Annotated in this window: 18 protein-coding genes and 3 tRNA genes; 8 read left to right on the top strand and 13 right to left on the bottom strand. The window is 44.2% G+C overall.

Translation table 11 applies throughout. The features are described from left to right. Positions 1–248: 248 nt before the first annotated feature. The 5 genes from NQ546_RS13030 to NQ546_RS13010 all read right to left on the bottom strand — a co-directional run bounded on the left by NQ546_RS13030 (position 249) and on the right by NQ546_RS13010 (position 5244). Complete coding sequence (locus NQ546_RS13030; RefSeq protein WP_081446766.1) at positions 249–1814, bottom strand: oligosaccharide flippase family protein; 1566 nt, start codon at positions 1812–1814, stop codon at positions 249–251. Positions 1815–1919: 105 nt separating this feature from the next. After that, entirely contained in the window at positions 1920–3185 is a 1266-nt protein-coding gene (locus NQ546_RS13025; RefSeq protein WP_004290664.1) for a nucleotide sugar dehydrogenase, read from the bottom strand. A 295-nt stretch (positions 3186–3480) separates the two neighbouring features. Then, a complete protein-coding gene (locus NQ546_RS13020; RefSeq protein WP_004290666.1) occupies positions 3481–4206 on the bottom strand; it encodes a hypothetical protein in 726 nt (241 codons plus the stop codon). Positions 4207–4214: 8 nt separating this feature from the next. Next, positions 4215–4661: a hypothetical protein gene (locus NQ546_RS13015; protein WP_004290667.1), complete on the bottom strand. Its 447-nt coding sequence runs from the start codon at positions 4659–4661 to the stop codon at positions 4215–4217. A gap of 418 nt (positions 4662–5079) precedes the next feature. Further along, on the bottom strand, positions 5080–5244 hold the full coding sequence (locus tag NQ546_RS13010; protein WP_004290669.1) for a hypothetical protein: 165 nt from the start codon (positions 5242–5244) through the stop codon (positions 5080–5082). Between the two features lie 120 nt (positions 5245–5364). On the opposite strand from NQ546_RS13010, the gene NQ546_RS13005 reads away from it, so the two are divergent. Together NQ546_RS13005 and NQ546_RS13000 are read left to right on the top strand one after the other, a co-directional pair. Further along, positions 5365–6318: a hypothetical protein gene (locus NQ546_RS13005; protein WP_004290670.1), complete on the top strand. Its 954-nt coding sequence runs from the start codon at positions 5365–5367 to the stop codon at positions 6316–6318. Beyond that, positions 6315–8294, top strand: a complete 1980-nt coding sequence (locus NQ546_RS13000) for a DnaB-like helicase C-terminal domain-containing protein (protein WP_004290671.1) — start codon at positions 6315–6317, stop codon at positions 8292–8294. Before NQ546_RS13005 ends, NQ546_RS13000 begins: the two co-directional genes overlap by 4 nt. Positions 8295–8491: 197 nt before the next feature. Here the strand turns inward: NQ546_RS13000 and NQ546_RS12995 are convergent, their stop codons facing one another. Further along, the gene (locus tag NQ546_RS12995; RefSeq protein ID WP_004290672.1) at positions 8492–8716 is read right to left on the bottom strand and encodes a DUF4248 domain-containing protein; all 225 of its coding nucleotides are present in this window, start codon (positions 8714–8716) and stop codon (positions 8492–8494) included. A 267-nt stretch (positions 8717–8983) separates the two neighbouring features. Here NQ546_RS12995 and NQ546_RS12990 point away from each other — a divergent pair, with 267 nt between their 5' ends. Both NQ546_RS12990 and NQ546_RS12985 read left to right on the top strand, forming a co-directional pair. After that, positions 8984–9481 (top strand): HU family DNA-binding protein, encoded by a 498-nt coding sequence (locus NQ546_RS12990; RefSeq protein ID WP_004290673.1) that lies wholly within the window; start codon positions 8984–8986, stop codon positions 9479–9481. 48 nt (positions 9482–9529) lie between these two features. Next, positions 9530–9631, top strand: a complete 102-nt coding sequence (locus NQ546_RS12985; protein ID WP_021940011.1) for a smalltalk protein — start codon at positions 9530–9532, stop codon at positions 9629–9631. 55 nt (positions 9632–9686) lie between these two features. Here NQ546_RS12985 and NQ546_RS12980 read toward each other — a convergent pair whose 3' ends face one another. The 6 genes from NQ546_RS12980 to NQ546_RS12955 form a co-directional block, all read right to left on the bottom strand. Beyond that, positions 9687–10250: a UpxY family transcription antiterminator gene (locus NQ546_RS12980; RefSeq protein ID WP_004290674.1), complete on the bottom strand. Its 564-nt coding sequence runs from the start codon at positions 10248–10250 to the stop codon at positions 9687–9689. 141 nt (positions 10251–10391) lie between these two features. Next, positions 10392–12809, bottom strand: coding sequence for a GumC family protein (locus tag NQ546_RS12975; protein ID WP_039953346.1), 2418 nt, complete (start codon positions 12807–12809; stop codon positions 10392–10394). A gap of 42 nt (positions 12810–12851) precedes the next feature. Then, a complete protein-coding gene (locus NQ546_RS12970; RefSeq protein ID WP_004290676.1) occupies positions 12852–13658 on the bottom strand; it encodes a polysaccharide biosynthesis/export family protein in 807 nt (268 codons plus the stop codon). 44 nt (positions 13659–13702) lie between these two features. Further along, entirely contained in the window at positions 13703–15106 is a 1404-nt protein-coding gene (locus tag NQ546_RS12965) for an undecaprenyl-phosphate glucose phosphotransferase (RefSeq protein ID WP_004290677.1), read from the bottom strand. A gap of 464 nt (positions 15107–15570) precedes the next feature. Continuing rightward, the gene (locus NQ546_RS12960) at positions 15571–16497 is read right to left on the bottom strand and encodes a tyrosine-type recombinase/integrase (RefSeq protein WP_039953268.1); all 927 of its coding nucleotides are present in this window, start codon (positions 16495–16497) and stop codon (positions 15571–15573) included. A gap of 144 nt (positions 16498–16641) precedes the next feature. Next, entirely contained in the window at positions 16642–17226 is a 585-nt protein-coding gene (locus tag NQ546_RS12955) for a Crp/Fnr family transcriptional regulator (RefSeq protein ID WP_004293022.1), read from the bottom strand. A gap of 130 nt (positions 17227–17356) precedes the next feature. Between NQ546_RS12955 and NQ546_RS12950 the strand changes: the two genes are divergently transcribed. From NQ546_RS12950 to NQ546_RS12935, 4 genes are all read left to right on the top strand, one after another. Then, complete coding sequence (locus tag NQ546_RS12950) at positions 17357–18697, top strand: MATE family efflux transporter (protein WP_004293023.1); 1341 nt, start codon at positions 17357–17359, stop codon at positions 18695–18697. A gap of 192 nt (positions 18698–18889) precedes the next feature. After that, a tRNA-Ser gene (locus NQ546_RS12945) sits at positions 18890–18976 on the top strand. A 42-nt stretch (positions 18977–19018) separates the two neighbouring features. Beyond that, positions 19019–19090, top strand: a tRNA-Glu gene (locus NQ546_RS12940). 27 nt (positions 19091–19117) lie between these two features. Then, positions 19118–19190 (top strand) — tRNA-Lys (locus NQ546_RS12935). Positions 19191–19379: 189 nt separating this feature from the next. Here the strand turns inward: NQ546_RS12935 and NQ546_RS12930 are convergent. Continuing rightward, positions 19380–21422 (bottom strand): PL29 family lyase N-terminal domain-containing protein, encoded by a 2043-nt coding sequence (locus NQ546_RS12930; protein ID WP_004290681.1) that lies wholly within the window; start codon positions 21420–21422, stop codon positions 19380–19382. Positions 21423–21438 lie beyond the last annotated feature (16 nt).

Here is a 21438-nt window from a genome sequence, read left to right as displayed (position 1 = left end):
TATTTGTTTCTCTAGCTATATCAACATTATGGCCTATGATTATGCGTCCTCCTCTCCCATCTAATAAAACATATGAGTTTATTACAGTGTTATTACCAATGAAAATGTTTTTAGGAACAAAAAAAATAACTTTTCTTAAAAAAGAAACATTTTTTCCTACTTTACCTAATATCTGTTTTATTACATAAAAACGAATTTTATGCGATGGAATATTTAATATAACTGGTAATATGACCCAATTAAAGAAATCATGTAGCTTCTTTCTCATTTTGCCGTTCTTTTTTGGAGGAGAATTTTTGTTTTATGGTTATAATAATTTTATTTCTAGTAATATTGTCAATTCCAACAAGCCATGAAGCTGAAACAACGCAGAGCATACTGATAGTACTTAATACTAAAAATGAAGTTATTTCATTATGTAATAAAATATCGCTAGAGAAATATAATATGATTGGGATTGGTATAGAAACTATAGAGACTTTGAGACATGGAAAAAAGACTTGTAATATTTCATGCCAATGGTATCCTACTATTTTTATAAGAAGTATAGGCTTTATAATTAGACTTATTATTATATTATCAATAAGTAGCACCCAAGCTGTAGTTTCTGGACCATATCCTAATTTAAGTAGAAAGTAAATTGTGATAACAGATAATGATAAAATAGCTGATACAATTAATGCATTTTCTTTGATTCTTCCTTTTGCATAAAGTGGTACATAGAATGAAGCATCGAAGACCATAAAAAGGCTTGTTATAATTGTTAATTGGAGAAATGTTACAGAGTATTCAGGGACAAGACCTAACCATAATCGTAATAATGTTTTAGAAACTAGGCATATAGGTAGTGCCAGTGCCAACATCATATAGAAAGAAATTTTCGTGGAGTTAATCATTAAATTTTTGCTGCTATTATAATCTTTTGCTGCATATTTTTTTATAATTTGGGGATTGGAAGCAGTACGAAAATTATTAATAAATTGATTTGCTGCAAAGTTTACTTGGTTTGCTATAGATCGCCCTGTAACAACAGAAGGATTAAAAAACATATTTATTAAAATAGTTGTTCCATGTGTTGCTAAAGCTGTAGCAGAATGACCAAATAAGTTCCAGCTTGAGTAACTTAAAATTGATTTAAAAATTTTTTTGTCGAATTTAAAATTAAATTTTGCTTCATTGTAATGTTTTGCACAATAGAATCTGTAATAGAGCATTGTGCTTACTTGCAATATACATAAGAGTGATGAATATAATTTTAACTTGTCTAAATTGGTTATTGAAAGCAAATACACAATTGCTAATTTTAAAGATACCTCTACAATGCTCATATATGCATAAACATCCATTCTCTCATGACTTATAATTATTGCTCCATATGGTACTTGAGTAATGGAAATAAATGAAGTAATGATAGACATCTGATAAGCGAATAGTGCTGCACTTAAGCGATCTGGCGATAAGACTAATTTGTTGCAAACAAACCATAGACCAATTGTTTCAGCTATGATTACCACTATAAATGATAAGCACAAATGTGTAATTAAAGCAGTAGAAAATGTACATTTAAGTTTCTTCAAGTTTCCTGTTCCTATTTCAAAAGTCAAGAAACGGGAGGTTCCTGCATTTAAGGAACTTTGGATAAATGATAATAAGGATACAATACCTCCCACTGTTTGGTATATACCAAAATCTTCTATTCCTAATTTTTGTAGTATGATACGTGATGTAAACAAAGCAATAATCATTGTAAACATCATACGAAGATACAAAAATAGTGTATTTTTTGCTATGGTTTTATTGGAAGATATAGTCATAAAATATTATTGTGATATTTGCTTTTTATATAATCAAATACTGTAAATAATTAGAGGAAAGTTTAGAAGGGTAATATTCTAATATGGATCCTCTATTATTCATTTTTAGTCTTTTCCGAAAATATCCCTTGTATAAACCTTATCTTTCACATCTTCCAAGCAAATATCATATCGATTGGCAATAATTGCATCGCTTTGCTTTTTAAATTCATCTATATTATTTATCACACGACTACCAAAAAAAGTGCCGTCATTTGGTAAGGTCGGTTCATAAATAATCACTTCTGCACCTTTTGCTTTGATGCGTTTCATAACGCCTTGAATGGAACTTTGACGGAAATTATCTGAGTTACTTTTCATCGTCAGTCGGTAAACACCAATTACGCAGTGCTTCTCTTCTGCCGGACTAAAATCGCCTCGGTTATAATAGTCATAATAACCGGCTTGATGAAGAACTCTGTCCGCTATGAAGTCTTTACGGGTACGGTTACTTTCTACAATAGCTCCTATCAGGTTTTCCGGAACATCACTGTAATTAGCTAAAAGCTGCTTGGTATCTTTGGGCAGACAATAACCGCCATAACCGAAAGAAGGATTGTTGTATTGCGTACCAATACGAGGGTCAAGACATACTCCATTGATGATGGCTGCCGTATCAAGCCCTTTCATTTCAGCGTATGTATCAAGTTCATTGAAATAGCTGACACGCAAAGCTAAATATGTGTTGGCAAATAGTTTTACAGCTTCTGCTTCCGTAAGTCCCATAAATAATGTATCGATGTTTTCCTTGATTGCTCCCTCCTGCAATAGTGCGGCAAATGTATGTGCCGCTTCTACTAAATGTGGATTATCCATATTGGTCCCGACAATGATGCGGCTGGGGTAAAGGTTGTCATAAAGCGCCTTGCTTTCCCGTAAAAACTCCGGTGAAAAAAGTAGATTTAATTTTTCTATACCTCTTGCTGCATATTTCTTATAAAGAGATTGACAATAACCCACCGGAATAGTACTTTTGATAACCATTATAGCATCCGGATTTACTTCTAATACTAAGTTAATCACTTCTTCAACATGACTTGTATCGAAATAATTCTTTACCGGATCATAATTAGTGGGCGCTGCTATTACTATAAAATCTGCATTTCTATAAGCCGATGCACCGTCAAGTGTGGCACATAGACTCAAATCTTTTTCTGCTAAATATTTTTCTATATATTCATCCTGTATGGGAGACTTGCGGTTATTTATCAGTGTTACTTTTTCGGGTATTACATCTACCGCGGTTACATGGTGATGCTGACTGAGTAGAGTTGCTATGCTTAAACCTACATAGCCGGTTCCGGCTACTGCAATTTTGATGTCCTTTTCCATGCTTTGAAGTGTTTTTTAAGTTTTGGAATAAATGCTATTACTCTACTATTTTATTTCACCTTCATTATTAAGAATCCCTAAAACGCCGAGTGAGTGTTGGATCATAAAACCACATTGGCTACAAACTAAAATGATTGAAGGTATCGTCTTTCCAGATCCTATAACTATGCTCCTGTAATCATCTTGTAAATGTTCGGTAATATAGCCATCAATAATTGTGAACTGGTTGTGATGGCACATTGGGCATTGCATGTTGGGTATTTTGGTTACAAGGGCAGTTATAATCTGTTTTTTTTTATTCTCGTCTATCATTTGTTACAGATTTTAGAGCGTTGGATAACTCACTGTTTAATTCGTTGTAATTTTTATAAAAAATAAATCTATTTGATTTCAGGTTGAATGGAATGTCTTCCATTTTGCTGTAATTGGCAAGTAAAATGACTGTTTTCCCGATACTATGGGCGATGCCGATTTCATAAAAAACATTCGGATTCCGTCCATCCATTACAGCTATGATTATTTGAGATTTTAGGATGAGCTCTAATGTATATTTTAATATATTACCAGTTTTGAATTCGTCATCACTTCTGGTACATTGAAAGTCAACAGAACTGCATGTCTTTTTTATGGTGTCATACAAGCGGTCAAATGATTTATGGAAAGGCATTAAACAAGTTATACAGTTTTTTTCTACTTCCATATCTTGAATGTTAATGCCCAAATTATGGAAGAAGGATTCATCGATGACATGCTCGCTTAATTTGATATCCGGGCTAGGCTCGTTATAAAAGAGATGATTGGTCTCTTCAAAGCGGAGATTGCTCCCTAATAGTTTCTCGGTAGCTGCGTAAACCTCTGATTCTATACGTTCTCTTTGGTAACTGAGTGTGGCTTGAGTCTTTTTTTCTTTTTGACGTAAAGCGATGCCCTTCTTTAGCTTTATAGCGTTGAAAACTAATATGCTGGTGAAGATTGTAGTAGAAAAAGAAACTATAATAGAAATGAGTGTTATGTTGTCCATGATGATTGTTAGTTGGATAGTATTATGGCGATTAGGAAAACACCGCCAAAGGATAATGCTGTCTCAAAAAAAGTATATATTGTGATTCTACCTATTCTGATGTTGTCATTGTTCAACTCCTTTATGGCATAGCGACGAAAGGTGCTGCTTAATAGCATGATAACAAAAGACATTAGCAATAGTATGAACATTTGATTCATGGAATTAACCATATAGTAAAAGGTAATTAAAGTGGTAATCGCGATTGTGAAAATATCTATAGGCAATTCTATCATGATATTTATGACTTCTTTTTGCTTAATATCTGTTCCAATAAAATATTTTATAAAGGATATTACGAACAGCAAAGTCAAAGAGACTATAAAAGCACCATACAGGGCCTCAATGTCAGTGACATTGGAAGGTGGATTATCCAGAATAAGGGGTGTTTGAGTATACAGAGTGTCTTTATTCATTGATAGTTTTTAAGTATGTGGCAAAGGTTAAAGTTGTAAGCACTCACTGTATGGCTATAATTCCCATAAAGGTATTATAACCCACTTTGAGTTATATTTTTGATTGGAAATAGGAATCAACTTGGGATAATTATGAAGTTTTTTCTTCCTGACAAGTACGCTACGCTTTCGCCTCTCCCACATTTTGCAGGAAAGACGAAAGCCATAGTAATTGATAAATGCGAGGCAAAATTACGGATAACTCGTCAGAACACCAAGTATTTTGACAGGAAATGTGTTTTTCCCTCGCAATGAGCAGTGGAAAAAAATCACTCTTTCAGCTTCGGAAACAGGATTTTTACCCCTTCCAGATAGATGCGCCGGGCGTTTTCGGGAGTGGTAAATTTGCTGAACGCGCTCAGAATGTGCTCATAATAGTCTATCTCATAATTATGGAGCCCTTTTTTATGTCCTCAAGATAGGACTGACTCATGTGACACTCTTCGCGGAACATTGCGCGATCAATTTTTAGAAGACGGATTTCACGACTGATGAATGCGCCGAACTCCATGTGGTCGGCGGCTTTTTTTGCTTTTAAAATCATACTGATTTCGTTTTTAAATGTTAATAAATATAAGAAACTGTATATCTGTACCCAACTGTCGGGTACAGTTTTTCCGGGGGCAAAGCGTTAACTTCGCCGAGATTTTAAAAATAACAGATAATGAAAGCAAACATGACTACTCTTTCCATATACGAACTGCGAAAGACCATAGGGCTGTGGAAAAGCCGTAAAATAACAGATTCTACCATTTCGAAACTGCTGGACCTCTATTTGGGAGTCACCGCCTACATGAACGATGAAGCGGTTTACCCCGTAGAGAATTTCTACGACCTCGGCCTGTCGTTGAAGTTCAAGAATGCACGCTGCCTGGTGGAGGCGGTCAGGCAAAGCCGTTCGTTCGGCATCGTTCCGGACGGCAATGTGTATGGAATGAAATCTTTCTACTCTTATCTTTGGAAAGCAAAAGATGCTGCGGAAAGTTTACCGGAAACATTACCGGAAGAATTACCGGAAAAGTTTCCGCAAGCGGATATATATAATTATAATATATATAATAATTATAAATCTACTAAAGATATTCCTAAAGGAAATCCGATTCCTGCGGAAGAATGTCTGGAAGCTGCCCGGCACTTCTTTCATGTCATCAACGAAAACCCGGTGCAGAAATTGCAGATCTTCATTCCGCTGATCAACCGCTTCCAGCAGGAGGAGGGACTGACACGCGGGGATGCCTGTGCCAACCTTGTGCACTTGGTGAACGAATTGCTGGTTCCTCACTTTGCGGGGCAGGAGCGTTTCATGAAATCCGGTCACAGCGGACGTCTGTGCTGGCTGAACAACCTGCTGAAGTCTGCCCATGGACAACGCCTGCTGAAGGATGCCGCAACCGCCGGAAGGCGGAAAAGGGAGCAGGCAATGCGTGAGATGCGGAGCGAGCAGCGCAACAATCATCCGCTGTGCGAGTTTGAGTGGACGGACACCGAAACCGGAATGCGCTTTTATGACGACCCGATAGAGGGAATGGTCAACATCCCTGATGATGCGTCTCCGCGCCCGGGAGCAGGGAGCGTGTGGAATGTGCTGAGCAATAACTGGGAAGGAGGGAACTTGTGAAACCGTTTTATTATCTCTGCGATTTTCCTGAACGCAAGAACGTGGGTAAGAATTATCTGGCCCTGTGTCCTAAATGTGGCAAGAAACACCTTTCGATTTCCCGCGAGACGGGATTTTACCATTGTTTCTATGCCGGATGTGATTTTCATGGCCGCCTGAAAGACTTTTGGGAAGAACGCCCGCTGTCGGCCGGGAGGGCGTATGGCGGCCCGTCCGCTTCTTTCCCTGCATCGGCGGGAAGGAAGAACGGAAGTGCGGCGTTGGCGGGCAATGCCGGTGGTGGGGAAACTTTCGTGTCCGAAGTCTCGATGATTCCCGATGACTACAAACATCTCTCGCCCGACGTGCTCGCCAGAATAAAGCCGCTGACAGATGAGCCGGAGACGGCCGACCCTGATCAGCTTGCCGCCCGCCGTTATCTTGCCGACCAGGGAATATCCCTGAAAACGGCTGTCAGTGCACATCTCGGTTGCCTGACGCACCGCTGCTTCGGTGGAAAGGACGGCAAGGACGAAAAGAACGCTGCCGGAACGATGTACCACTGCATTGCCTATGTGAACTACGTCAACGGGCAACCTGTCAACGTGAAGTATCGTTCGTGCGACCCTTCCTCGTCCGGATACACCAAATGCTGGAGTCAGGATTCGCCCACTACGCCTTGTCCGCCCTATAATATCGACTGCATTAACCCGCTGCGGATTTCCGAAGAGAGTGTTGCCCGTCTGATTGTCACCGAAGGAGGAAGGGATGTGCTGACTCTGTACGAGGCGGGCTACCCTTATGTCATCAGTGTGCCCAACGGCGCTGCAAGCGACCTTCGCAAAAGTTTCGAGGCTTTTGTTCCCTGGCTGGACCAGGTGCGCGAACTGGTGATTTGCGGTGATTGCGACCTGCCGGGGCGGACACTCGTGAAGCACCTTGCCGACTACTTCGGGTCCCGCTGCCTGTTCACCACTTTGCCCGGCGGCTGCAAGGACATATCCGATGTGCTTGTGGCATACGGTTCCGGTGTGGTGCGCGAGATTATCGACTCTGCACGTCCGCGGCATACGGCGGACATCATCACCGTAGGCGAACGGACGGATGAGGTGCTGAACGTGCTGCGTGGCGAATACGATCATGGATACGATGTGGGCTATGGCCCGCTGACCGACCAAGTGTTTCATCCCACCGATCAGGGCGGACTGATAATCGTTACCGGGAAGCCCAACAGCGGCAAGACGGATTTTCTGAATGACCTGACTTGCCACCTCATGGCCAAGACCGGGCGCTACGTCTGCTTTCTCTCTTTCGAGGTTCCCGACAAGAATAAGCACATTGCGCACCTCATCCGGTTGATGTTGGGCAAAGTGAACATGACGGCATATACCCGGGAGCAGTTGCAGCCCATTGTCTCTTTTCTGAACGCCCACATGGTGCATCTGGATCTGCATGAGATTTCGCCCACACCTACCAATATCATTGAGCGTGCGGAACGGGTGAAACGGGCTGTACCGTTGAAGTATCTCATCATCGACCCGTATCTTTTCATGGAGATGGAAAGCGGACGCTACAATACGGAAACACAGGCCATTAAGGCCATGCTGACGCAGATGCAGGCATGGGGGCGCAGCAATGGCATCTGGGTCATCATCGTGGCGCATCCCCGCAGCCTGAAGAAGCAGAGTGGAAAGGATGAACTGGAAGAAATAGACATGTACACCATTTCGGGCAGTGCCAACTGGGCCAATCTTGCCGACTTCATTTTTTCTATCAGCCGCATCAACCAGCCGGACCGCAACTATACAAGGCTCGACATGCTGAAGGTGCGCGACCAGGATTTGTGCCGGACGGGCAGCGTGTTGTTCGTGCGGCAGCCATGCGGCCGGTATGATGAGCGCGAGTCGGAACAGCAGGTAATGGCAGAAATGCAGGGCAAAGTGCTGGATAAGGACAGGCTGCCCTGGATTGAACTGCTGAAAAAGGAAGAGGGATGAAAACGCTACGCCGCCCCCTCTCACAAAAAGAGGAGTTCGTACATTTGTTCTGAAAAATCATGCAAAAGTAGGAATTTTAGGGGCAGGAATCAAATGTTTGGTTGTTTTTCCGGGGTTTTACTCCTGAAAGTCCGGGGATTTACGCATGAAATGCCGGGTGTTTGCAGCAGCAACGCCCGGCATTTGCTTTGTAAACGTCAGGGTTCTCCCAGCGCTTCCACGATTGTGTGCACTTGAAGCGGCGTGTAGCATTTGGCGTTGGGAAGCATGCCGCTGGCCCGGAGTTGTTCTTGAAGTCCGGGTTTGAAGGCTATCCAGCGGTTTAGTTTCCGGACAGCGGCTTTGGGTGTGATGTAAGGGCTGTAAAGCATGGCCAGCTCGCTTTTGCTGTAACTGCGTATGGTGAATGAGGATTTTTCCATTGGAACATTTTTATTACGATTGTTGATGTAAAGTTAATGAAAAATGACGGGGTATGAAAGCATGTGCAGAGGTTTATTGCGTCATAAGGTGCCATAAGCCGCGGTAACTCTCCTTATGGTGTGCAAGGATGCGCAAAGGGGTGAGAAGGGGTAGCGGAGTGGGGTGGAGGAGGTATCTTTGCATTGTCAAAAAAGGAGCTCCTGAGAGATTTGACAATCGAGAATTGAAAAGTGAAAAAGTAACAACCATTAAAAAAGTAAAGATTTATGGCAAATGCATTGGTAGTGCGTACACAGCGCTACAAAAAGATTGGAGATAAGACTTCTCCGCTGGTTTATACCCTGAAAAGAAAGCCGCGCGATGCGAAGATGTATGATTTGAAGCGTATCGCGGAAGAGATTGAGGCTTTGGGTGGCATGTCGGCGGAAGATGTGCTGCACGTGGGCAAGGCAATCGTGAGAAACATACGTGAGAAGTTGGCAGACGGAAACAGTGTCCGTCTGGATGATTTCGGGATTTTCCGCACTTCGTTCCATTGTGTGGCTACGGAGCTGGAAAAGGATTGTACGGTGAAGAACATTGATAAGGTGCGGGTCAACTTCAAGGTTGCCGGTACGTTGCGACTGGTGAACGATTCGGTAGCCACCACGAAAGGCGCTCCGAATAACATTACCTACGAACTGGTTTCTGCCGACGGCGGCAGTTCATCGGGCGGAACAGGCGGCCTTCCGGACGATGGGGAAGAGGAAAACCCGTTGGGATGAGGAGAGTGATGAACAAGTTTTTATGAACAATTTAAAATGAAGAAGAAAATGAGTAAAAGTGCAGGTATTTGGGATACAATTCTGAAAGTGGTGATTGCAGTGGCCTCGGCAGTGCTGGGCGTGTTCGGGGCAAATGCGATGACGGTGTAGGAGGGGAGATGTCCTGACAGTGTAAGAGCGTAATGCTCTTTGTTGCATGTTTTGTTTAGAAGGCGCCGGTTGGCGCCTTCTTTTTTTTCTCTACAAAGCCTACGGGCATATCCACATGGGCATATCCCAGTTTGTCCAGACGGACGGCTACTTTGCTTTTTCCGTTTAGGATGACGAGTTCTCCTTCCAGTCCGGCCAGCGGGCCTTTTATGACTTTTACGGCGTCGCCGGGAGCGAGCGGGGCGCTGCACATCTCCACTGCCTCCTGACTGTAATCGAGCATGAAGCGGAATTGTGCCATTTGCTCGTCGGGGATTACGGCAGGCGCACTTTCACCGCGCAACACCATATAGCGGTTGACGGCTTGCAGGCTTAGCGGAAGCGCACGTTCCTGCGGAGTGACGTGCACGAATATCATCATCGGAATTATCAGGCGGTCCACCCGTTTGCGGCGGTCGCTCCACTGGTGAATCTCACTTTGAATGGGCAGATAACATTCAATGCCCATAGCGGCGAGCCGCCGGGCTGTCCTCTTCTCAAGGCATGACTGCACGTAAGCCACCAGCCATTGGCGACAAACGGCGTCGGTTTCCGTTTCTGTGTATTTGGTACTTTGCATTGTTTTTGTGATCCATTAGTTTAAAAGGTACGTGCGACGGCAGCGCTCTACCGCCGCAACGTACCGACAAACAAACAAATATAAGCCCGGAGACGGGGACAGTATTTCATGTAGAAGTACCCCGGACTTATGGGGTATATGCTATTTACGGTCGGAGGTGCTGCCATAGCCGTATCCATAACCGTAGCCATATTTCTTGCCGTAACCATAGTACTTGCCATACTTGCCGTAGCCGTAGTAATAGCCGTATTTCTTCTTTTTCATATCCAGCCCGTTGATGACGGTGCACAAATTGGGCAAACGATTATTGTTGTACAACTCGTTGATCAGTTGGTAATCGTTCTTATGTGTATAATCGGCGCGGCAGACATAAATACTGGCGTCGGCCACACGAGCTATAAGCTGCGTATCGGTCACCATGCCGATAGGGGCGGTATCAAGCACGATATAATCGTAATCTTGTTTCAATATTTCAACGGCATCTTCTAAGGATTGGCGTGCCAGCAGTTCCGTTGGGTTGGGTGGTATGATTCCGCCGGGCAATACGCTGAGATTGGGAGATATGCCGGAAGGTTGTATCATGGAACGCAGATCGGTGCTTTGGGGGGCAGACAAATATTGGGTGATGCCATACTCCTTGTGGGAGATGTGGAACACTTTGTTCAGTCCCGGCTTGCGGATGTCCAGCCCGACGATAATCACTTTCTTTCCCAATAATGCCAGGCTGACAGCCAAATTGGATGCGATGAATGTTTTTCCCTCACCACTCATGGTGGATGTGATGAGAATTACTTTCTTGTCCGGATCGCCCAAAATGAAAAGCAGGTTGGTGCGCAGGCTCCGGAATGTTTCCGCCATAATATCATTGTCGTTTTCGCGGACGGCTATGGTATGAGTGTGTCCGGCTTCCGGTTCGGTAAGGGGAAGATCGCCGATAATGGGTACAGCGGTGAGTTTCTCTACATCGGCACGTCCCTCAATACGGAAACTGAGGAGATTCAGGATGTAAATAATCCCTGCCGGAATACCGAGTCCAAGTGTGAACGCAATCATGTAGATTGACTTACTATTGGGAGATACCGGGAAATCATCTGCCAATGCATCGTCTATGATTTTGGCATTATTGGCGGTAGCAGCCAGTGCGATGTTGTTTTCCTCGCGTTTCTGCAATAGCATGAGATAAAGTCCAGCTTTGATTTCCTGCTGGCGCTGGATGCTGACGAAACGGCGTTCCTGTGCAGGAGCGTTACTGATGCGTCCGGCGTATTTGCCTGCCTGACGGTCGAGGTCGGCTTTGGTGATGAGCAGTCCTTTGCGTGTGCTGGTAATGGTGGTGATGATACCGGCACGCATATCCTGTATATTGCTGTCGAGACGGCGCACAACAGGGTTGGCTTCCGAAGAAGTGCGCAGCAGTCGGTTACGTTCCAGAATCAGGGCATTGTATTGGGCTATAAGGCCGGATAGGGTGGCGTCGTTCAGCCCCACGTTGGCAGGTAGGGTGGAGGTTGCATTTTCCGGCTTTTGAATGTATTCGGAGAGATACTGAATCAGATTGAGCTGTGTGCCGTTTTCCACGCACAGCTTTTCGTAGGCGGACTGTTCGCTGACGGCAAGCTGTGCGTCGTTGCTGAGGTCGGTGAGGCCTGCTTCGCGTTTGAAGCTTTCCAGCTCCTGCTCCGTAGTGCCTAATTCCTGATTGATGACGGAGATGCGTTCGTCAATGAACCGGGCGGTATTCTGCGCCACTTCGTTCTTGTCGTTGTTGGCTTTTTTATTATATATTTCTATTAGCTTGTTTATAAAATCCTCGCCGCGTTTCTTATTCGTGTTTTTCACCGATACGGTAACAACGGAAGTGCTTTTGCTGGTCGGTTCAATGGACAAGGCTCCCCGGTATCCTTTGGCTACGGACAGGGGATTGACAATGCTTACATCTATATTACCGCTGCCTGTGGGAGGAACAGAAGGGTTGGACATAAAAGTGAGTGTACCGGCCTCACCGGAGAGAACGGCTGGTAATTTCGTGAAATGTTTGCTGACGGTATTTTCTCCAATGGTTGCCGTCACATCTATCTGTTGGTTGGAGTGATAGCTGATGTTCAGAAGTATAGGGGCAGACATGCGTTCGGCATCTTCGGGCAGGAAATGCACAAGTATTGGGGATGAACCGTATAAATCGATTCTGTTGAATCCGCTTTCGCCTGAATAGCTAATGTATAAGCCCAGTTCGCTGACTACATCCTTGATGAGCGATTTGCTGCGGAGAATTTCTATTTCATTGTCAATGTTTTTAGCGGACGATATGAAGCCGAAGTTCTCGAATGCACTGAGATCACCGCCGGAATTTCCACCTTTCTTGTCATCCTTGATAATGATGGATGCGTTGATATTGTACACCGGAGTAATGGTTTTCAGATAGAGCCATGCACATGCCATGCAGAGAATGATTGAGGCTATAAACCACGGCCAGCGGATGACATATTTGAAAAGTGTAGCCTGCCAGTTGGTTTTCTCTTCTTTTTCTTCGAACAAGTCGTCGTATATTTCTTCTTTCACGTCCGTAATTTTTTTATTTACAGTTTTGTCTTTCTGTCTCACTTATTTGGTAATTGCTATAATAAGACTCGCCAATGAAACCAGTGAGCCGACAACCGAGAACCAGATAGTGGTGCTGCTACTGATATTGGATGTTTTTGCCTTGGTCTTATTTGGGGTGACATATAAAATGTCATTCTGTTGCAGGTAGTAATAAGGTGATTGCAGAATGTCCTGATCGTTCAGGTTGAGCGTCACAATCTCACGTTTGCCGGTATTGTCTTCACGAATCAGCTTCACGTTATCGCGAATGCCGTAGATAGTCATATCGCCTGCCATGGCAAGGGCTTCGAAGATATTGACCTTTTCGTTGGAGATGGTAAATGTTCCCGGACTGCCCACTTCGCCGATGACTGAAATTTTATAATTAACCATGCGTACGGTGACAATGGGTGTTCCACGAAACTGGGATTTGAGTTTGTCCTTGATGTACTGTTCGGCTTCTCCTTTGGTGAGGCCGCCTAAGTGGATAGTACCCAATACGGGAAATTCCACATTTCCGTCATTGTCTACGAGATATTGTTGCAGCGCAGGCTGGGAAGTAAGGGATCTGTTGCCGGTGTTGCTGGCGGGAGTTGCTATGGTCAGGTTGAATGGTTCTGCCAGTTCGGGCTCTTCAGGACAGCTCACTACGATTGTCAGCAAGTCTTTCGGCATGATGCGGGCATCATATAGGGTCATGCTGCGTGTGCTTGTATCGGCTGAGGCAATCTGGCCCAAATCATTCTGCAGATAAGGCACTTTCTTGTAGCTTTGGCATCCTGCCAGTAGCAGAGGCAATAATAAAAATATCAGATTTCTTCTTTTCATGTGTTTTTGGTTTTTAACTTTCAATACTCAAGCTTCGATTCACTTCAATAGGCCTCTTTATCTCCTCTTATCAGGTTTTTTACGGTTTTGTAAATGATGTATAGGTCGAGCATGAAAGTCCAGTGTTCCAGATACCAGATGTCTCGTTCCACGCGGCCTTCCATTTGCCACAGTTCTTTGGTCTCGCCACGAAAACCGTTGATTTGCGCCCATCCGGTGATGCCGGGTTTTATGAGATGCCGCACCATGTATTTGTCAACCAGCTTGGAATATTCCTCGGTGTGTTTCAGCATGTGAGGACGAGGTCCCACTACGGACATGCTGCCCAACAGGACGTTGATGAACTGCGGAAGTTCGTCGATGTTGCTTTTGCGTAGGAAATTTCCCAACTTCGTTTTGCGCGGATCGTTTTTGGTGGCCTGCATGGTGTCACTGTCTTTGTTTACGCGCATGGAACGGAACTTGTAGCACCAGAACTCTTTGCCGGCTTCTCCACTGCGTTTTTGCTTGAAGAAGATGGGACCGGGTGAGGTGATTTTTATGGCTGTGCCTATTATCAGGTATATCACAGGGAAAAGCGTGCACAGAAAAAGCAGTGAGAAAAGAATGTCGAACATTCGTTTAAGAAGTCTGTTTTCCGGCTGCGCCAATGGTTCCTGACGGATGTATAGAATGGGAACGTTGCCCAACATTTCAAAATGCATGTGGCGTTTGAGGTATCTGCGCACATCGGGCACACTGTAAAAGTGTATAAGATGATTTTCACAGTAATTGATGATGGGTAGGATTTCCTTGCTGTATGATGAAGGAAGTCCGCAGTACACGTGTTCTGTTGGGCTATGTTGGATGTAAGGAAGTGCATGTTGGGGAAGGCCCAAATAAGGGCATTGTTCGGGATAGAGTGGGGAAGGCGCTTCCGCAAAATAGCCGATTATCTTGAAACCGGATGCTGCATTTCCTGCCATTTCATGGTAAAGCTCAATCATGTCTTCACCGTCGCCTAAGAGTATGGTGCTACGGGAGTTGCCGCCCGAACGACGATAGGACTTTAAAATTTGGCGGAAAGTCAGCCGGTAGATAGTTAAGCAAATAAGAAAAAAGAAATAGAACAAGATAAAGAAACGTGCGGAAAGAGTTCCGAAATCTGCAAGACTGATAAGGCTGATGAATACTACTGCATGGAAAAAAGTGTTGCGTATGGCACGCGTCACAATCCGTTCCGGACGCACAATGCGTTCATGCAGAATAACGCCTTGGGAGTAGTTGCAGGTAATATAGACCAGGTTCAGAAGGACTAATAGCCGGAGAAGAGAATTGGCAAATGTCTCACCGAGGGTCTGGACATCTATTATATGATATAATACTATGAAGATAGTATTCAATATACATAAATCACCGGCAATGATGATTAACTTGATGACTTTATTAAATCGTAATACTTGTTTCATGGATTTGTAATACGTTTATAATCAGTTTTTTCCGATAAAAAAAGAATTAGGCCGTACTCTTTAATTGCTTGTTCCTGTTTTTATGTTCTCTTACTTACAAGGTAAGAGAATAAATGAGGCATAGTAAATAGTCTCTCTCTCTTTGTTAACATCTGATTATTACACATTAACGATGCTTATTATTGTTTAAATTGAGAAAATGATGTCAGAGAATAGAATAAAACAGGAAAGAAAAATGTGTAAATAAAATCGAAATGAACGCAATAATGAAAAATAGTTTTTATTTATATTTTATGAGGTTTAATACCATATAATTTGATTAAAATATAAAATCATTTGCTTATTTGTTGATTTTTTTTCTACCTTTGTCCCCATAAATCTCATTCTCTTACCTTGTAAGTAAGAGAATGAGATAGATATTTTAGCTTTTTCTTTGTATATGTGAATATATTTTACATTTTAACTTACCTTTTTTTCTTTTTCTTTGGATAGATTCTTGAAATGACTTTCCTGTTGGCTTTGCTCATTGCATTGTTGTTGAAGGAGGCGAGATAAACGTTTGTTACTTTTTCGGAGCTGTGTCCCAGGCCTTCGCTTATCATGGCAATGGCTACTCCCTCTTCTTTGGCGGTGGTGGCCCAAGAGTGGCGCGCCACGTAGGAGGTGAGTGGCACGTTTAGATGTAGCATTTTGGAAAGTTGGTGCAGATGTTGGTTGTAAAGGCGTAAGGCGCTTTTGTATTGCCGGTAGCCTTCCGAGCCGGTGGACGAAAGTATGGGTAGGAGATAGGGGGATTGGGAATGTTTGTTAGTGTACCGGCGCAGGATGTCGGCAGCGTAAGGTTCGATGTAGACCGATAGCTGCTGGCGGGTTTTGTGGCGGTAGTAATAAATGGTGTTATGCCTCATGTCCGTCTTGCGAAGATAGACGAGGTCGACAAATGGAATTCCTCTGAGGTAAAAACTAAGCAGGAACAGGTCGCGGCTGAAGCATAAATGAGGATGCTGCTCCAACTTTAACTGTGAAAGGCGGCGTATAAGGGCGGGAGAGATGGCCCGCTTGGTGGTAGGCTCGTATCCTGTGAATACGAAGCGAAACAGTTCGTCGGCAGATGTGGCATCGGGAATGCCTTGTACGTACGCTTGGTTGAAGATGGAGCGCAGCATACGCATATAGGCTGATATGGTGTTGTGGCGCCGCCCTTTCTGGAGCAGGCTTTCTTCGTATTTCTTAATCAGTCCCGGTGTGAGTTCTTTGAAGGTAAGAGGTATGTCTCCGGTGAATTTTCGGAAACTTTTAATGGCGCTGGTGTACAGATTGGCGGTTCCATAGCGTCCGGCATTTTGGGCTTCTTCGATCGCACTTTGTGCGAAAGTATATATTGTGGTCATAATCTGAATTTTAAGATGAATAACGTTTTTGATAAACAAGCTGTCTCATAAAAAGATTTGAGACAGGAAGCTGTTTAGGCATAGAATAAGTTAATATTCTATATAAATTCAGATATGACCGGTCCGGACAACCCCGTAGAAACGTCAGAGTATGCCCGAACGCACTCTACTCAATGTCTCCGGAGTCATCAGCAGATAGGAAGCAATGTGCGACAAGGGAGCCCGCTTGATAACTTCAGGCTGGTGCTGCATCAGCAGGTTGTAACGCTCGCGTGCAGTTTCGAACCGCCAGGAGTCGGCTTTTATTTGTGAAGTGATGAGGGAATATTCGAGTATTTTGCGGTAGAACATATTGATTTCCCAAGACACTTCGGTGAGCAGCATCAGCTTGTCATAAGGCAGCAAGTAGACAATGCTGTCCTCAAGCGCCTCAATCATGAGGTGGGTGGGCTCTTTCTTCAGGGTACTTTCAATGCAGATGATAATGCAACCTTCATAAGAGAAATGTTCGGTGACGTCCTTGCCGTTTTTATAGTAGAACTGGCGCAACATGCCTTTGCCGACGAATACAAGATTATGGCTTATTTGTCCTTCTTTCAATAGAATCTCTCCTTTTTCCACTTCTTTGCGGATCAGGACTTCTTCTATTTGCCGTCTGCCTTCGGGAGCCATGCCGGGATAACGGGAGTTGACTGTAAGGTCCACCGTCTCTTTGAGTAATGTATCCATAACGATTATGTAGGGTTGGGTGTCATTTAGCATGGCAAAGATAGGAAAATTATTTGATATGTATCAATCTCATCTTTTTTTCATTTCCGTATCTTTGCGCGATTTTTACCATAACACATTCTACAATATAATGATACAGCAGGAAAATTTAAAGAAACGGCTTGCCAAGCTGGCGGCTCCTATCTTTATTGAGACGCTACTTATTATGATGCTCGGCGCGGTGGACACCGTCATGCTGAGCCGCCATTCGGATAACAGTGTGGCTGCCGTAGGCGTGGTCAATCAGATTATCATGCTGACGTTTCTGGTGTTTGAAGTGATAAATCTCGGTACTTCCGTACTGTGTTCACAATATATCGGTGCGCGCTTGCATAAGCAGGTGGTGCAGGTGGTGGGAGTTTCCATTTTGGTCAATCTGGTGGTGGGCATCACTATCAGTATGCTGTTGTTCGGCTGTGCAGGGCCTATTCTGCGCCTGATGGGGCTTGGGCCTGAACTGATGCAGGATGGCATGGACTACATGCGCATTGTGGGAGCGTTCGCATTCTTTCAGGCATTATCCCTGACTCTTTCCGCTTCGTTGAGAAGCGCCAATAAGGCGGTGTATCCGATGCTGGTTACGGTGGTGGTCAATATCCTTAATATAATAGGCAACTATTCTCTGATTTTCGGACGTTTCGGATTTCCGGAATTAGGGGTGGAGGGGGCTGCTATCTCCACTGCCTTCAGCCGGGGTGTATCGATGATCATTCTGTTCGTAATCCTGTTCCGCAAGCATATCCATAGTTTCCCGCGGGTTTATTTCCGTCCGTTCCCATGGGTGGAGCTGAAGAATCTGATGAAGGTGGGGCTGCCTTCTGCCGGGGAGCAGCTTTCTTACAGCTCGTCGCAGGTGGTAATCACTTATTTCATCAATATGCTGGGAGTGGAGGCGCTTGCCACACGTACCTACTGCGTCAATATTATTATGTTCGCCTATCTGTTCAGCATCTCTATGGCACAGGGTGGAGCGATATGTATCGGGCATCTGATAGGGGAGAAAAAACCGCATGCCGCTTTTCTGATGGGGAAGTATGTGATGAAGAAGTCTGTAATGATCACTGTGATCCTGTCCGGCATACTTGCGCTCTTCGGGCATACGATTTTTGGCTGGCTGACGTCCAATCCCGAGATTATCAGAATGGGGGCTACTGTCCTGATGATTGATGTCGTGCTGGAGATAGGACGTCCCATCAATATTTTTGCTACGAATGCACTGCGTGCGGCAGGAGATGTGAACTATCCGTTCTATGTGGGGCTGGTGGTGATGTGGAGCGTGGCTGTGGGGCTTGGCTATCTGTTCGGAATTCCGTTTGGCTGGGGCATTTGCGGCATGTGGGTTGCTTTCCTGCTGGACGAAAACATCCGGGGGGCTATCTTTGTCCGCCGTTGGTACAGCATGAAGTGGGTGAGCAAAAGTTTCATTAAATAGCATTTGTTTAATGGCGTTTGAAGGGGAGCTTGGAAATTTATTAATTTTTTTCTGTCCTTTTAGATTTTGAGTGTTAACGTGTTATCTCTTTTCTTGTCGGATTGCAGAAAAAAATATGCAGGAAAGATTTGCATAGTCCAAAAGTTTACCATACATTTGCACCGCATTTGAGAAGAATGCTGGTTACACTAAGGAAGTTTGGGTGAGTGGCTGAAACCACCAGTTTGCTAAACTGACGTACGGGTAACCGTACCGGGGGTTCGAATCCCCCAGCTTCCGCAAAGAAAGCATCGGTTTGTAAAAGCCGGTGCTTTTCAAATCGGTGGATTCGTCTAACGGTTAGGACACATGCCTCTCACGCATGCAATACGAGTTCGATTCTCGTATCCACTACAAAGTTTTTTTGTAAAATGTTTGAATGCACTCTTAGCTCAGTTGGTAGAGCAACTGACTCTTAATCAGTGGGTCCAGGGTTCGAATCCCTGAGGGTGTACGAATTTTAAACACGAAAAGAAAAGTTCTGAAAATTATTGATTTTCAGAACTTTTCTTGTTTTAGGGCTCTCTCTGCAAAATAGGGGGAGAGGAGGTTATAGATTTCATCCCGGCAAGATGCTCTTACCGGGATGATGTGAATTGTTACTGTCAATATAATATGATTTAAGAGTAAGGTTCTTGTTGTCTTACTTCAGGTCTGGTAGGGTTCGGGGTACGAACTGTTGACTACTATTTTCTGGCGTATACACACGTCCTCCTCCATATCGCGTATTTCCCTCACCGTTATTGGTATATCCGACATAATTGTCGTATGATGAACCGGCACCAGGGAAAGGTTCCCCGGAATGATTCACATACATGTTGGCTTCCCAGTCCGGCCGTAGTAATACGCTGGCCAGTGAACTGGGTTCCCAGCGTTTCTTGCCTTCTTTGTCGTAATAGAAATTGAGTCCTATCGAACTGTTGGCGGCACCCAGTGTACAGAACACACATTCCAGTTGGTCGGTAACAGGGTCATAGGTCATTGTGTTGCCCTGTGCTACGTAGGGTACCCTATTATAGGCCTTATATACTGCTGATAGCAGTTGGGACTGCTGGGTAAGGAGAATAGTGACTTTTTTATAGTCGAAGTCGTCCTTGTCAATGCCTAGAAATTCTGATGCTTTGAACAGATGCACTTTATATTTGGTAGCTGCACGACGGATGCGAATCAGTTCGTTATTACTGCCATTATTCAACGAATAGCTGTATTGCACTATGTAAGTGTCGTAAGGTACAGGTCTCATATAAATTTCGTTATCACTGGCTGTGTATTGGTTGGCAAATATCACGCGTCCGTCCGGACTGTCATTACCTGAAATATTGCTTAAGTTAACTGAATCGGGGCGGAAGAGGAAAGCGTTGATCTTGAATTGTTTGTCTACATCCTTATCGGCTTTATTGAAGATAAACGAAGGGTAATCGGACAGACTGGGTGTCAGCGGTTCATTTGTGTTTATTCCTGCCGGAAAGCGTCCTTTGAGTTCAAACTGCCGGTTAGTCAGTTCATAAAACTCGATGAGGAGATGATGATTCTCTGTCCACTTCAGTTCATTGAAGGGACTGTTGGGACGGTTCAATTCCACAGCATTCAATTCATTGTAGAAAAAGCTCATATAGATGTACTTGTTCAACTTTAGTTTTATGTATTGCGTCAGGGAGGCCCCTTTCTGGTCGAATGCGATAAAGGTTGCACCACCTTCAAATTGTGCGCGGTCCAGATCCATTAACCTGGGTGAAGTTATGTGTATGATACGCTTGGTTGAATCAGTGGGGCTGATATCGGCGGTAGCACTCCAGCCTGCGGGGAGCATTGCTTCGATACGTTCCACATTGTTTGAACTAGTATACGGCACGCTGATGGTATGCCCTTCACGAAGAAATACGATAATGGAATCCACTCCATTATGATCTTTCAGTGCAAGGTTTCCCGGCTTAAGCTTGAAGTTAATTCCCAGCAAGGGGATATTGTAGGAGGTGCCATCGTGCAGGTTGATGGTGATTGAGGTACCGTCATCTGCTTTCACCACACTTTCGATGATTGGATCCACCGACAGAGTTTCTCCTTTGTCTCCTTTGGGTCCAGTGGCTTTTATTTTTTGCCCGCCGTCCAATATGAATGTATAGTTATTCTCTTTCGGGTACTTGATGGTCCAATAGTAGTTTTCGTCTGCGGGGTTGTCAGGGTCTTTGGCGGCACTGATAAGGGGAGTATCTCCGTTTATTCCGTCCTTTCCGGGATCGCCCTTGTCGCCCTTGTCACCCTTGTCGCCAAGGGCTTTATCTTGGGTTTTCACGCCATTGATAATCCAGTAGCCATCATCACTGATGCCCACAACAGGGGAGCGTCCGTCCGTTCCGTTTTTACCGTCGCGTCCATAGGGAATGAAGAACTTGTAGGTATCCAATGTTATGTCTACTCCTATGGTATCCTTTTGTCCGTTATTTTCTACAATTCGGTAGTCAAATCCGGTAACGGTAGGTTTGTTTGCCAGAATGGTATAGAGATTTTTCAGTTCTACGATTTCATTGTTAATGCGTAGAATCTCCGCGTTGATCCCGGTAATCTCGGCTGACAATTGATATTGGCGACTGTATAAAGTGCTTATATCTTCTTTGTGACAGGCTGTGACCAGTATAAGTAGTCCCAGCAGGCTTTCTATGACAAATATGGTCTTTTTCCGTTTCATTTCGGTATACTTTTAT

Source organism: Bacteroides eggerthii, from assembly GCF_025146565.1.
In the GTDB taxonomy this organism is placed as follows: Bacteria; Bacteroidota; Bacteroidia; order Bacteroidales; family Bacteroidaceae; genus Bacteroides; species Bacteroides eggerthii.
Note: the sequence above shows the minus strand (reverse complement) of the source record. Positions and strands in the feature narration are given on the sequence as shown.

Coding starts and splice junctions, on each gene's coding strand:
- NQ546_RS12985 (WP_021940011.1), top strand. CDS start 9,530: ATGAGTAAAAGTGCAGGTATTTGGGATACAATTCTGAAAGTGGTGATT.
- NQ546_RS12955 (WP_004293022.1), bottom strand. CDS start 17,226: ATGGATACATTACTCAAAGAGACGGTGGACCTTACAGTCAACTCCCGT.
- NQ546_RS13015 (WP_004290667.1), bottom strand. CDS start 4,661: ATGAATAAAGACACTCTGTATACTCAAACACCCCTTATTCTGGATAAT.
- NQ546_RS12930 (WP_004290681.1), bottom strand. CDS start 21,422: ATGAAACGGAAAAAGACCATATTTGTCATAGAAAGCCTGCTGGGACTA.
- NQ546_RS12965 (WP_004290677.1), bottom strand. CDS start 15,106: ATGAAACAAGTATTACGATTTAATAAAGTCATCAAGTTAATCATCATT.
- NQ546_RS13010 (WP_004290669.1), bottom strand. CDS start 5,244: ATGATTTTAAAAGCAAAAAAAGCCGCCGACCACATGGAGTTCGGCGCA.
- NQ546_RS13005 (WP_004290670.1), top strand. CDS start 5,365: ATGAAAGCAAACATGACTACTCTTTCCATATACGAACTGCGAAAGACC.
- NQ546_RS12980 (WP_004290674.1), bottom strand. CDS start 10,250: ATGCAAAGTACCAAATACACAGAAACGGAAACCGACGCCGTTTGTCGC.
- NQ546_RS13025 (WP_004290664.1), bottom strand. CDS start 3,185: ATGGAAAAGGACATCAAAATTGCAGTAGCCGGAACCGGCTATGTAGGT.
- NQ546_RS13020 (WP_004290666.1), bottom strand. CDS start 4,206: ATGGACAACATAACACTCATTTCTATTATAGTTTCTTTTTCTACTACA.
- NQ546_RS12950 (WP_004293023.1), top strand. CDS start 17,357: ATGATACAGCAGGAAAATTTAAAGAAACGGCTTGCCAAGCTGGCGGCT.
- NQ546_RS12960 (WP_039953268.1), bottom strand. CDS start 16,497: ATGACCACAATATATACTTTCGCACAAAGTGCGATCGAAGAAGCCCAA.
- NQ546_RS12970 (WP_004290676.1), bottom strand. CDS start 13,658: ATGAAAAGAAGAAATCTGATATTTTTATTATTGCCTCTGCTACTGGCA.
- NQ546_RS13030 (WP_081446766.1), bottom strand. CDS start 1,814: ATGACTATATCTTCCAATAAAACCATAGCAAAAAATACACTATTTTTG.
- NQ546_RS12995 (WP_004290672.1), bottom strand. CDS start 8,716: ATGGAAAAATCCTCATTCACCATACGCAGTTACAGCAAAAGCGAGCTG.
- NQ546_RS12990 (WP_004290673.1), top strand. CDS start 8,984: ATGGCAAATGCATTGGTAGTGCGTACACAGCGCTACAAAAAGATTGGA.